Genomic DNA, 11,486 nt, shown 5'->3' with positions numbered 1-11,486 from the left:
TTGCTTTTGCCTTCGGCTTCCTCCGCACAATGCCTCGCAACATTGCACTTGCTTTCAGCTAACACTTCGCGTTATCAACGTGTGTTCGGGACTTGCACCCTATAGTAAAAGAACATGGATGGCGCACAATAAAAAAGCCCCGTTCTTTCGAACAGAGCTTTTCTAATTTCCCCCTTCGGGGGATAAAAGGGGGCTTTTAGTTTTTTCCTCCTCCGAGCATGAGCAGTTCGCTCACTTGTATCTCGGTTACATAGCGCTTCACGCCTTCTTTGTCGGTGTAATTGCGGTTGAGGAGTTTTCCTTCAACGGCAATTTCGCTTCCTTTCTTGAGATACTTCTCAATGATTTCAGCGGTTTTGCCCCATGCAACGAGGTTGTGCCATTGTGTGTCGGTTACCTTTTCGCCCGCTTTGTTGCGGTACGTTTCGTTGGTGGCAAGCGAGAACTTCGCTACTTTTTTTCCGCCATTGAGTTCTTTCACTTCAGGATTTTGTCCTAAGTTTCCGATGAGCTGAACTTTGTTTCTTAATGTGTTCATGTTGTTTTTAATTTGTGATGCAGACGGATGAATGAACGGATTCATACGGATGTGTTATCTGTTTGAATCGGCTGTTGTCATCTGTTTGCATCTGGTTTTTATTTGATACAAAGGTGCACTGGGTTGGCGACCTGATTCGGTTATTAAACATTTGTATACGGAACTAAGCGTTTGTAAGCGTTTGTAATCGGATAAAGTTTAATTTCGTGGAAATTTCTACGAATGGCAAAAGAATGTTTGGAGTGCGGAGAGCCGATTAAAGGCCGGATAGACAAAAAATTCTGTTCTGATTTGTGCCGGAATGCATACAACAACAAACAGAACAGCGATACCACCAACTACATGCGCTCGGTGAATACTATTTTGCGGAAGAACCGAAGAATACTTTTAGAAAAAGTGGAACAGGGAAAAGGAAAGGCCAATGTGCATAAAGAAAAGCTGCACGAAAAAGGATTCAGCTTTAAACATATTACACACACATACAAAACCAAAAAAGGCGATACCTATTATTTCTGCTATGAGTACGGATATCTCCCTCTGGAAAAAGATTATTTCTTTCTGGTGAAGTGGGATGCGGAAAAAAAGACAAATGAGCCTATTGGCTGATCTGCTCTGAAGGAGCCCCTTCGGGAAAAATTTTAAAATGCTTATCTCTGTGCAATAATTTTTTCATTTTTATTATTGAATATGTGCTGTTTGATTGCGTGGTTTTTAAAAAAATCTTGTACGTTTGACCTCTTTATTAAAAAGATTACACCATACCGAAAAAGAAAAAACAGATTGCACAGATTAAATACAAAAAACAATCTGTGTAATCATTCTTCAATCTGTGTAATCTCAAAATAAAAACAAGATGAGCCAGTCATTTGACCCTGAGCAGAATTACGAGCAGAGCAAAAAGGCAATTGGATATGTATCCCGAAAAGAAGCCACTCAGGCGGACTACGACCGCATAGGATTTATGTCGGGACTGGAAGTTCACCAGCAGTTATTGACAGCCCGAAAACTTTTTTGCCGCTGCCCCGCAGGCAAATTTAATTCACACAATGATTTTGACGCTGAAATAGTGAGGCACATGCGCCCAACGCTGAGCGAACTGGGCGAGTATGACGGCACTGCGTTGATGGAATTTAAAACCCGGAAAAATATTACTTACCGGATTAAAAATGAAACTGCCTGTACCTATGAAGTGGATGACACTCCCCCGTTTCCGATAGACCCCGTTGCGCTTGATATTGCTCTGGAGATTTCAATTCTAAATAAAATGAATGTGGTAGGCGAAGTGCACATCACACGCAAGCAATATCTTGACGGCAGCATTCCCGCGGGGTTTCAGCGCACCGCTATCATTGGCGTGGGCGGAAAGATTCAGCTGAAAAATAAAATAATCAATCTTATACAGCTAAGTATTGAAGAAGATTCCTGCCGTGAGATTTCTGATGTGGGGCATTCGCGGATTTACAAAACCGATAGATTGGGAATGCCACTCATTGAAACCGTAACTCAAGCCGAATTCAAAAATCCGGATGAGGTAAAAGAAGCGGCTGATTATATTCGTTTTCTTAACCGCAGCACAGCGAAAGTGAGAACCGGAATTGGTTCAACCAGAGCGGATGTAAACGTGAGTTGCAAAGGCGGCACTCGTGTGGAAATAAAAGGTGTTGCGCATACGAAATGGATGCCTGAGCTCACCCACAATGAATGTTTCAGACAATGGGCGCTGGTTCATATCATTAAATTATTAAAGGAGAAAGTCGGGGATGAGAAGAAATGGAAAATGAATTCGGTGAAGTTAAACGCGGATGAATTCCCACACGCGCAAATTTCCCCCCTTCGGGGGGACAAAGGGGGGCTGCTAATTGCCATTCATTTGCCGGGATTCAAAGGAATACTTTCTCACTTCACGCAACCGAAGCAACTATTTGCCGATGAAATTTCAACGCGGCTGAAAGTAATTGCGTGCATTGAAAAGCCCAACATGATTCATTCGGAAGAGTTGCAAAAAAATATTTCGGATGAGGAAGCGGAAAAGATTTCAAAACTTCTTTCCTGTAAAAATGAAGATGCGTGGATTGTTTTATGGGGACCCAAAGAAGATATTCCCACGGCTATTGAGACGGTGGAAGAAAGATGCCGCATGGCTTTTAATTGTATTCCTAACGAAACAAGAAAAGCGTTGACGGATGGAGGAACAACCATTTTTGAGCGCGTGCTGCCCGGTGCCGACCGCATGTATCCCGATACCGATTCCGCTCCCATTCCTTTGAAAGATGAAAACATTGAAGCCATCCGCAAACAAATTCCGATTGATATTTTTGACCGCATTCAGCAGTTGAATGCATGGAAAGTTCCGCAGGGTGTTTTTACATTTATCCTGAAGAAAAATCTTATGCCTCTTATCGAAAAAATAAATGATGAACTGAAAATAAGTCCGCGCTTTACCGGAACTTTCTTAGGGCATACGATGAAATTTGTAGAAAATAATTATGACAGCACAGACGAATTCAGCTATGAAAAAATATTCGACCTGTTTAAATTTCTGAAGGATAAAAAAATGGAATTAAACATTGCCGGAAAAATGCTGGTTGAATATTATCAGCACCCGAAACTGGATTTTGATTCTGTTCTCACGAACATTCACTACAAGCATTGCTCTAAAAAAGAACTAACCGAAACTATTCCTTTCCTGAAAGAAAAGTTTAAAAAAATCAAACTGTCAAAGAAAACAGATGTGGATTCAAGCTGGATTATGGGACAGATAAGTAAAACCGCTTTAGGAAATATGAATCTCGCTGAACTGAATGTATCAGTAATCGGTAATCAGTAAACGGTAACAGGTAAACGGTAAACATAAATGATAACAATTAAAAAAAGTATAACATGGAATATGTAAAAAGTTTTAGAGAGTTAGAAGTATATAAACTATCGAGACAATTGTCCGGAGAAATCTTTGAGGTTTCAAAAAAGTTTCCCAAAGAAGAAATGTATTCTCTTACAGACCAAATAAGAAGGTCATCACGGTCAGTTGGAGCGCAAATTGCTGAGGCATGGGCGAAAAGAAAATATGAAAAACATTTTGTAAGTAAGTTAACCGATGCTGATGGAGAACAATTGGAAACACAACACTGGATTGAAACAGCATTAGATTGTTCCTATATTTCCATGGAAGCTGCAAAAGACCTGTTAAGTCACTGCTCTTCTGTGGGAAAAATGCTAAACGCTATGATTAATAAAGCAGATACTTTTTGTAACCGATTACCACTTACCGATAACCGATAACCGACTTATGAGTTCAACTATTTTTCAGGGATATAAAGGACAGGCATTAGAAGTGTTGAAGAAATACAATGCACGGGTTTGGGCGGCAGTGGATGTTGATTCCACACGCGGACTTTTTCAGGGAACCATTCTTCCGCGAGCGGAGAATACAGATGATGAACATATCGTTCTGAAAATTATTACGGGATACAACATCGGTGTAGATATAAACACGATTACGGACATTCGCGAAACAGGATATAAAAAAGCAAACTACCAGATTCCGGAAAAACAATTTCCGGTTACCAAAGGATTGCCTCACGTAAAACTTTTCGGAACGGGAGGAACTATTGCTTCGCGGCTTGATTACAGAACGGGCGCGGTCATTCCCGCATTTTCTCCCGGAGAATTGTACGGTGCAGTTCCTGAACTTGCCGACATCTGCAATCTTGATACAGAAAAGATTTTTGCCGTGTTCAGCGAAAACATGGGACCGAAACAATATGTAGCGCTTGCTCACGCCATCGTAAAAGAAATCAGAAACGGAATTGACGGAATAGTGATCGGTCACGGCACCGATACCTTACAACACACTGCTGCAGTGCTTACGTACATGGTGCAAAATTCTCCCGTGCCTATTATTTTAGTTGGCTCTCAACGTTCATCCGACCGTCCGAGTTCTGACGCTGCGCTGAATCTCATGCACGCCATGTTCACCGCGGGCACGTCTGATATCGCGGAAGTTCTGGTGTGCATGTTTGGTCCCACTTCGGATGAATACGGATTGCTTCACAGAGGAACACGTGTACGTAAAATGCATTCTTCCTATCGTTCCACGTTCAGAACCATTGGCGATACGCCTGTGGCAAGAGTTACGCGAAAAAATATTATCCCAATAAAGAATGAATATCATCATCGCAGAAAAGATAAAAATGTTGAACTCTATCCTTTCTTCAGCGAAAAAGCAACGATGTTGTATTATTATCCCGGCATGAAACCCGATGTGATGTTTGCCATGATTGATGCGGGATATAAAGGAATTGTTATCGTGGGCACTGGATTAGGGCATGTGAACAAAGAACTTTATCCGGCAATTGTAAAAGCAAAAGAAGAAGGCGTTTCTGTTTTTATGGTGGTGCAGACTATCTGGGGATATGTGCACATGTTTGTTTACGATACCGGGCGCGATATGATGGCAAAAGGAGTGGTGCCGCTGGGAAACATGTTACCTGAAACCGCTTACATAAAATTAGGATGGGTGCTCGGGCAAACTGAAGACCCTGCGGAAGTAAAAAAGATGATGCTGAATCCAATCTGTTCAGATATTACCGAGCGCGAACCTTACAACGGCTATTTAGTTTTGCAAGGCGGTGTGCCGGAAGTGGAGGAGTTTATCAGGAAGGTGCATAAGTAAGAACCGCATTTCCTATCAATGATTCACAACAATTTTTCTCGTCAGAGAGTAATTTTCGTTTTGAATGTGGAGAAGATAAATTCCGCTCGCTACACTCAGGTTTACGGTTTCCTGTTTCTTGTTTACAGTTGCGGACAACAATTTATTTCCAAGTACATCAACAACTGATAACTCAACCATAGACCGCAGACCGTAAACTGTAAACTGGCTGTTGCAAGGATTCGGATAAATAGAAATATCATTCTCATTCATCTCCTCCCCCACTCCCGCAATTGAATTTACTGCGTTGAAAGTGGGTGTTAAAAACATAAATGGTCCGGTTCCATTGGGATATCTTCCCCAAGTGATATCGGCAGTTTGAACGGGGAAACTTACGCTGTCAAGAATGGTTCCGTTGGAATAAGAAATAATCGCCTGCTCTCCGTTTCCTGAAAATCCAAAGTCGCAATGAATTTCGGTGGAGGAAGTATCGTTATCCGCCCACACAATCAAAAATCCGTTTGGCGAAATAGTTTTGCCGTTCGGGAACTGCCACTTGGTGGAATTGGAAATATTATCCGATAAATTCAGGTAATCCATCGAAACGGTATTGGAGGTTGTGTTGTAAAGTTCAATCCAGTCGCCATAAACTCCGTTTGCGTTTTGAATGGTTGTGTTGTTCACTGCCATGATTTCGTTTATCACTACTTGCCCTGCGCTTAACGCAGCGTAATTAGCATCCAGCGTATAATATTCATGCTCCGCGCGGGCAGGAGAAAAAATTCCTGCATTGTTGTTATCCGCATAAATGTAATATTGAATTTCGGGTTGAGAAACAGAAACAGAAACACCATACACGCCATCGCCCGAAGTTCCATCCCCGTGCAGACCGTCATCGTACATTACTATTCGCGTGAATCTTTCCATCACAGAATATCTCATGCCGAGATAAACTGCTGTTGCGTTGGAAACCGTTGCAGTAATAAATACATTTGAATTGATAAGCGGAAAAGAATTTGATGGAGTGATACCGGAAATCACCGGAGCCACCTGCTGAAACTCAGCCGTGGAATTCAAAAAAGTATTCCGCGCTATCATCAGTTCAGTAATTCCCGGAATGGTCTTGGGTCCCTGTATCACCGTGTTATTCAGGTTGCTCAGGAAATTTGCGTAAGTATCAAACTTTTTTGGGTCAGAAGCAACAGCAGTATCAACAATCGACTGCAACTGCTGCGCGAACGTGTAATAATAATTGTTGGAAATATTTTCACTCATGATGGTTTTCATGTGCGCAATATACATTCGCTTGTATATAGGTACAGCCAGCAGGTTTTTTACCAGCGGCCACATGGAATCATTGGCGTGGGCAAGTGGAGTCAGGTTCTGCATTTGTGCCGTAGTAAGCCCCGGACCAAAATCAAGTTTATTGAATACGCCTAATCCACCGTTCAAATCCCAGATGATTGGATTGAATCTGCCATTGTGGTCTTCGTAAATATAATAGTTGTGTTTAGAATTTCCGAGATAACTGTCGAGCGTAACGGTTGCGTTTGTGTATGAATGAAGCCAGAGTGTGCGATCTACATCCAGAATATTTTCAATCCCGCTGATATTATTTATGAGTGAGTCGCATAAATGCATAAGCTCAGCCCATCCATACGTTGACTTCATCGTGTAAGGAGTATAATACATTGTACTGTCATTTCCCTTGTATCTTAAATCGCAGCCACCATTATCTGCAAAGATAAAAGTGCCATTGTTTGAAAACAAACGATCATCAAGAAAAGTATTCGTTACGGCTTCAACATTTGAATATACTCCCCAATACTGACCGTTGATATATACCTGAGCAAAATTGGCGCGGGATGCTTCGGCATAATTCTGAAAAATAGAATAGAGCATCACTTCGCGCACAAAAGAAGGTTCATGATATCCATTGCTGAGTTTGATGTCTTTGTATCCGAGATAATCCTGACTTATGAAATGGTCGAGTTCAATGTGCAGAGGGTTTTTCAGATTGTTAGGATTGTAGGAACTGTTGCCTTTGTATTTTACTCCCGCGCTGTCAAACTGAACTCCGTTTATTTTTACCCATTGTGCCATTGTATAGCTGTCACTCCCCTGTTTTGCAGTATCAAGAATATAATCCCAATTGGGCTGGGAGAAAGAGATTTCAATTTTCTGAATAGTGTCAATGGCGTAGAAATCCTGGGAAAAAATTAAGAATGAAGAATTTAGAATTAAGAATAAAAAGAGAAGATATCTTTTCATGTAATCGGGATTTGACTTAAGACGGTTTTGACGACTGGAAGTTACATAAAATTTTCTCTGCTTAATCCCAATGCAAAAGGAACAAAAAAGTCAATATTATTTCCCCGTAAAATTAGGTTTTCTTTTTTCAATAAACGCTGCAGTGCCTTCTTTTACATCTTCATAGGAAAAACATTTTCCAAACTCGTTCACTTCTACCTGAAATCCATCCACTCCGTCCTTAAAAAAGGCGTTCATGGCTACAATGGCACCGCCCACCGCTTTGGGAGACTTGGTTTTTATTTTTTCAAGTATCTCCACGCACTTTGGAATGAGTTGTTGCTGCGTGGTAACATAATTTACCAGACCGAATTTCAACGCCTGCTCTGCAGAAATCCAATCGCCTGTGAGATGCAGTTCCATTGCTTTTGTTTTGCCGATGCACTGGATGAGATTCTGAGTTCCTCCATAACCTGCAATCACACCAATGCTAACTTCCGGCTGACCGAACGTTGCATTTTCACTTGCCACACGCAAGTGGCATGACATTGCCAGTTCGCATCCACCGCCAAGAGCATATCCGTTCACTGCTGCAATAACCGGTTTGGGAGAATTTTCTATTGATTTGAAAGTGGCTTGCCCCAACTGCGCCATCGCCCTTCCTTCCTCAGGAGTTTTTCCTGTAAATTCAGTAATATCTGCACCCGAAACAAAACTTTCATTACCCGCACCGGTGATGATGATGCCTCTTACATCCGGATTTTCGATTGCCCATTTTATCGCCTGTCCGATTTCCAGAACCATGCCTTTGTTCAATGCATTCAGTTTCGCAGGTCGGTTAATGGTGATGGTAAGAATTCCATTTTCTATTTTAGTGAGCAATTTCTTGAAAGTCATAAAAACTTTTTGTTTAATTATACCGAGATTACACAGATTTCCGAAAAAATACATGATTACACCGATTGCTTTTCTGTTGTTTCATCTGTGTAATCAAAATAAAATCGGTGTAATCATTTTCGGATTTCCGTTTACCTTTGGTATAAAGTTTCTTCTGTCATACAATCTTATTATGATTCAGCACCAATGCTTCGCCTGAAATAACAACGTTATTATTGCAGTCAACAATTTTTGTCTGAACTTTTGCACGATGCTTTGCCACATCTACCTCCAAAAAATCAAACACTGCGGTATAAGGTTCACCGATATACATGGGTCCCATAAATTTCAGCGACTGAGAAAGATAAATGGTTCCTTCTCCCGGAATTATGGTTCCGAACACTTTTGAAAACACACTGCCTCCTAAAAATCCATGTATGATGCGCCTCTTGAAGATTGTTTTGCTTGCATATTCCTCATCCAGATGAATGGGATTATTATCACCAGAAACTTTAGCAAACCCGATAATATCATCGTTGAAAAAGCTGAATTCATATTTGTATTGAAACCCGTTTTCTATTTTAATTTCCATATATATTTCTGTAATTTGGATGAACCATTTCTTTTGTATTAATAATTTCAATGCACCTTGAAATAAGCTGCTCCTGCGTGGTAACATAATTCACCAGTCCGAGTTCAAGTGCTTGATCTGCTGTAATCATATCGCCCGTAAGATGAAGTTCCATAGCTTTTGTTTTGCCGATATACTGTATGAGTCGTTGGGTCCCGCCATAGCCCGCAATTAAACCGAGGTTCACTTCCGGCTGCCCGAACTTTGCGTTGTCGCTCGCCACACGCAGATGACATGCCATGGCAAGTTCGCAACCACCACCAAGCGCAAAACCATTCACTCCGGCAACCACCGGCTTGTGACAATCTTCTATGGATTTGAAAACACGCTGTCCTTCTGTTGCCATTGATTTTGCCTCTGAAGGAGAGAGTCCGATAAATTCAGCAATATCTGCTCCCGCCACAAAACCTTTCGTGCCGGCACCTGTTATGATGATGGCTTTTACATCCGTATTTTCTTTAGCGTGCTGTATTGCCCTTCCGAGTTCCTGCACCGTGAGTTTGTTCAATGCGTTAAGTTTATCGGGGCGGTTAATGGTAATAGTAAATACACCGTCATCAATTTTTGTGAGTAGGTTTTCGAAAGTCATACTCTTCAGCCAAAATAATTCAACGAATGTAACAATTGATTTTATTCCCGTTCGATGAGAAAAACTTAACAATTAACGGGGAGTTGTTCATTACTGAGTCGCTGCTATTATCAGAGGGTTGCAGATTTTTGATGGTGAACTTTGAAAGTTCAACGTACTATTTCTTCTTTGCCTGTATGTTTTTAATTTTCTCCCAGTGGCTCAAATAGGATGGTTTCTTTTTACAGATATTACTCTTCATCTTTTCTTTTATATCCGATCTTCTTCATCGGTTCATTCTTCCTTGGCAATAACTCTTCAAGATATGCAAAAAGCAACTGCATCTGCTCATCGTATTTTTTATTCTTTCTCCCCTGTTTCATTAATTTCTTCTCTAACTGTTCTATCTTTGCCAGTATATCTTTATGCGTAAGCAGTAACTGTTTCATTTTTGTGTAAACACGCATTATCTGTATGTTCACTTGTATGGCTCTGGCACTTTTCAAAACGCTGGATAACATCAGTACTCCGTATTCAGTAAATGCAAAAGGGTTGTAACGCAATCCCATCTTATCAGAAAAATTGGAGGTGCCAAATTGGCTCCTCCAATTTTCAAACTCTGCTTTGGTTAATTCAAACATAAAATCGTCCGGGAAACGACTGATATTTCGCCTTACTTGTCTTTTGAGTTGCTTTACATCTACTCCATATAGTTCCGCAAGGTCCCTGTCAAGCATTATCCTTTGTCCTCTTATATGGTAAATCTTATTTACCACCATTTCATCGGATATGGCAATATGCTTACTCATTTATTTCTTCTTCTTCTCATGTGATTTCATTTTCTCCCAATGATTCAGATAAGAAGGTTTCTTTTGAGCGGCAATTATTCTTTGTTGCGCTTCTTCAATTTGTTCTTCGTCTAGCGGATTTTTTTTCGGTCTGCAGTAATGCTTTCCCATATCGCGTCCACCAAAATAATCCTTTGTTGCACACTGAGTTGCACTATTTCTGAAAAGTTCATGAGGAATTATTTCGCGTTCTTTTGAATGGAATCTATTATGTTGACTTTATTCCCCAAGCTATCAGTGAATGTTAAAGAATCTTTCACTTCATCAATAATTGATTTGAATACATTTCCGAGCGTGGACAGGTTGCTTCCCTGAATGGTATCGTTGTTAGCGCAAAATGTCGGATCTTCTGAATAAATGACTTCAACTATTTTGTCTCCGAATAAACTAACCATAGAAACACTGCATGTAGAATTTTTGGGGATCTTATATTTAGGATTAATACACAACTCCACAATTACTTTTCCTTTTCCGCTCAGGTCAATGCGGGTGACTTCGCCTATCTCAATCCCTTTTGACTGAACTTTATTCCCTTCTTCCAATCTTCCCGCACTTTCAAATACGGCAATGATTTTGTTCTCACAAGGTTTTTTGCAGGAAAAAAACTGAAAAGCAATTGTAAAAAGTAAAATGCTGCTAATCACAGTAAATTTATTGATGATGTTTTTCATTGTTGTTTTGTTTTTAGAATTTTCTATTTGATTTCACCCACTCCGTTATATACTCCACAATCTCTTTTGTATCCGTTCCTGGAGGAAAAAGTTTTCCTACGCCAAGTTCATTTAATTTTTTCATGTCCTTGTCAGGAATGATTCCTCCGCCTGTGAGTAAAACATCGTTCAACCCTCTTTCTTTCATAAGGTTCATCACTTTCGGAAAAACGGTATTGTGCGCACCGGAAAGAATGCTTATTCCGATCACATCCACATCTTCCTGCAACGCGGAGTTCACCACCATATCGGGAGTTTGGCGAAGACCTGTGTAAATTACTTCCATTCCCGCATCGCGCAGAAACGAAGCAATCACTTTCGCACCGCGGTCGTGGCCGTCAAGTCCGACTTTTGCAACTAAAACTCTGATTGGTCTCATTAACGAATTACGAATTGAGATACGAATATACGAAT

The 11,486-nt window shown here is 40.7% G+C and carries 14 protein-coding genes; 4 read left to right on the top strand and 10 right to left on the bottom strand.

Going from position 1 to position 11,486, the window contains the following annotated elements; genetic code table 11:
* Nucleotides 1-196 precede the first annotated feature (196 nt).
* The gene (gene ssb, locus HY841_10165; GenBank protein ID MBI4931117.1) at nt 197-538 is read right to left on the bottom strand and encodes a single-stranded DNA-binding protein; all 342 of its coding nucleotides are present in this window, start codon (nt 536-538) and stop codon (nt 197-199) included.
* A 222-nt stretch (nt 539-760) separates the two neighbouring features.
* Here ssb and HY841_10160 point away from each other — a divergent pair, with 222 nt between their 5' ends.
* From HY841_10160 to gatD, 4 genes are all read left to right on the top strand, one after another.
* Entirely contained in the window at nt 761-1,144 is a 384-nt protein-coding gene (locus HY841_10160; GenBank protein MBI4931116.1) for a DUF2116 family Zn-ribbon domain-containing protein, read from the top strand.
* A gap of 247 nt (nt 1,145-1,391) precedes the next feature.
* Nucleotides 1,392-3,365 carry a Glu-tRNA(Gln) amidotransferase subunit GatE gene (gene gatE / locus HY841_10155; protein ID MBI4931115.1) on the top strand — a complete coding sequence of 658 codons (1,974 nt, stop codon included), beginning with the start codon at nt 1,392-1,394 and terminating at the stop codon, nt 3,363-3,365.
* 53 nt (nt 3,366-3,418) lie between these two features.
* Nucleotides 3,419-3,817: a four helix bundle protein gene (locus tag HY841_10150; GenBank protein MBI4931114.1), complete on the top strand. Its 399-nt coding sequence runs from the start codon at nt 3,419-3,421 to the stop codon at nt 3,815-3,817.
* A 7-nt stretch (nt 3,818-3,824) separates the two neighbouring features.
* Nucleotides 3,825-5,210 carry a Glu-tRNA(Gln) amidotransferase subunit GatD gene (gene gatD / locus HY841_10145; protein MBI4931113.1) on the top strand — a complete coding sequence of 462 codons (1,386 nt, stop codon included), beginning with the start codon at nt 3,825-3,827 and terminating at the stop codon, nt 5,208-5,210.
* Nucleotides 5,211-5,225: 15 nt separating this feature from the next.
* On the opposite strand, the gene HY841_10140 is transcribed toward gatD, so the two are convergent.
* The 9 genes from HY841_10140 to HY841_10100 all read right to left on the bottom strand — a co-directional run bounded on the left by HY841_10140 (nt 5,226) and on the right by HY841_10100 (nt 11,466).
* Entirely contained in the window at nt 5,226-7,460 is a 2,235-nt protein-coding gene (locus HY841_10140; protein MBI4931112.1) for a CotH kinase family protein, read from the bottom strand.
* Nucleotides 7,461-7,556: 96 nt separating this feature from the next.
* On the bottom strand, nt 7,557-8,336 hold the full coding sequence (locus tag HY841_10135; GenBank protein ID MBI4931111.1) for an enoyl-CoA hydratase/isomerase family protein: 780 nt from the start codon (nt 8,334-8,336) through the stop codon (nt 7,557-7,559).
* A 157-nt stretch (nt 8,337-8,493) separates the two neighbouring features.
* On the bottom strand, nt 8,494-8,907 hold the full coding sequence (locus tag HY841_10130; protein MBI4931110.1) for a MaoC family dehydratase: 414 nt from the start codon (nt 8,905-8,907) through the stop codon (nt 8,494-8,496).
* On the bottom strand, nt 8,897-9,535 hold the full coding sequence (locus HY841_10125) for an enoyl-CoA hydratase/isomerase family protein (GenBank protein MBI4931109.1): 639 nt from the start codon (nt 9,533-9,535) through the stop codon (nt 8,897-8,899). Before HY841_10125 ends, HY841_10130 begins: the two co-directional genes overlap by 11 nt.
* A gap of 230 nt (nt 9,536-9,765) precedes the next feature.
* Nucleotides 9,766-10,323, bottom strand: a complete 558-nt coding sequence (locus HY841_10120) for an ORF6N domain-containing protein (GenBank protein ID MBI4931108.1) — start codon at nt 10,321-10,323, stop codon at nt 9,766-9,768.
* A complete protein-coding gene (locus HY841_10115; protein ID MBI4931107.1) occupies nt 10,324-10,473 on the bottom strand; it encodes a hypothetical protein in 150 nt (49 codons plus the stop codon). It lies immediately after the preceding gene.
* Nucleotides 10,434-10,535 (bottom strand): addiction module protein, encoded by a 102-nt coding sequence (locus HY841_10110; protein MBI4931106.1) that lies wholly within the window; start codon nt 10,533-10,535, stop codon nt 10,434-10,436. The genes HY841_10115 and HY841_10110 overlap by 40 nt, the downstream gene beginning before the upstream one ends.
* 6 nt (nt 10,536-10,541) lie before the next feature.
* Entirely contained in the window at nt 10,542-11,033 is a 492-nt protein-coding gene (locus HY841_10105; protein MBI4931105.1) for an MCE family protein, read from the bottom strand.
* Between the two features lie 13 nt (nt 11,034-11,046).
* Nucleotides 11,047-11,466, bottom strand: coding sequence for a cobalamin B12-binding domain-containing protein (locus HY841_10100; protein ID MBI4931104.1), 420 nt, complete (start codon nt 11,464-11,466; stop codon nt 11,047-11,049).
* Nucleotides 11,467-11,486: the final 20 nt, after the last annotated feature.

The sequence above is a fragment of the Bacteroidota bacterium genome (assembly GCA_016213405.1).
GTDB lineage: Bacteria > Bacteroidota > Bacteroidia > Palsa-948 > Palsa-948 > Palsa-948.
The sequence above is the reverse complement of the archived record's forward strand: the minus strand, read 5'-3'. Positions and strand labels throughout refer to the sequence as shown.

Excerpts from the sequence above, each read along its gene's own strand:
- HY841_10120 (MBI4931108.1), bottom strand. The coding sequence starts at position 10,323 with ATGAGTAAGCATATTGCCATATCCGATGAAATGGTGGTAAATAAGATT.
- HY841_10135 (MBI4931111.1), bottom strand. The coding sequence starts at position 8,336 with ATGACTTTCAAGAAATTGCTCACTAAAATAGAAAATGGAATTCTTACC.
- HY841_10110 (MBI4931106.1), bottom strand. The coding sequence starts at position 10,535 with ATGAACTTTTCAGAAATAGTGCAACTCAGTGTGCAACAAAGGATTATT.
- gatD (MBI4931113.1), top strand. The coding sequence starts at position 3,825 with ATGAGTTCAACTATTTTTCAGGGATATAAAGGACAGGCATTAGAAGTG.
- HY841_10160 (MBI4931116.1), top strand. The coding sequence starts at position 761 with ATGGCAAAAGAATGTTTGGAGTGCGGAGAGCCGATTAAAGGCCGGATA.
- HY841_10130 (MBI4931110.1), bottom strand. The coding sequence starts at position 8,907 with ATGGAAATTAAAATAGAAAACGGGTTTCAATACAAATATGAATTCAGC.
- HY841_10125 (MBI4931109.1), bottom strand. The coding sequence starts at position 9,535 with ATGACTTTCGAAAACCTACTCACAAAAATTGATGACGGTGTATTTACT.
- ssb (MBI4931117.1), bottom strand. The coding sequence starts at position 538 with ATGAACACATTAAGAAACAAAGTTCAGCTCATCGGAAACTTAGGACAA.
- HY841_10150 (MBI4931114.1), top strand. The coding sequence starts at position 3,419 with ATGGAATATGTAAAAAGTTTTAGAGAGTTAGAAGTATATAAACTATCG.
- HY841_10140 (MBI4931112.1), bottom strand. The coding sequence starts at position 7,460 with ATGAAAAGATATCTTCTCTTTTTATTCTTAATTCTAAATTCTTCATTC.
- HY841_10105 (MBI4931105.1), bottom strand. The coding sequence starts at position 11,033 with ATGAAAAACATCATCAATAAATTTACTGTGATTAGCAGCATTTTACTT.
- HY841_10115 (MBI4931107.1), bottom strand. The coding sequence starts at position 10,473 with ATGGGAAAGCATTACTGCAGACCGAAAAAAAATCCGCTAGACGAAGAA.
- gatE (MBI4931115.1), top strand. The coding sequence starts at position 1,392 with ATGAGCCAGTCATTTGACCCTGAGCAGAATTACGAGCAGAGCAAAAAG.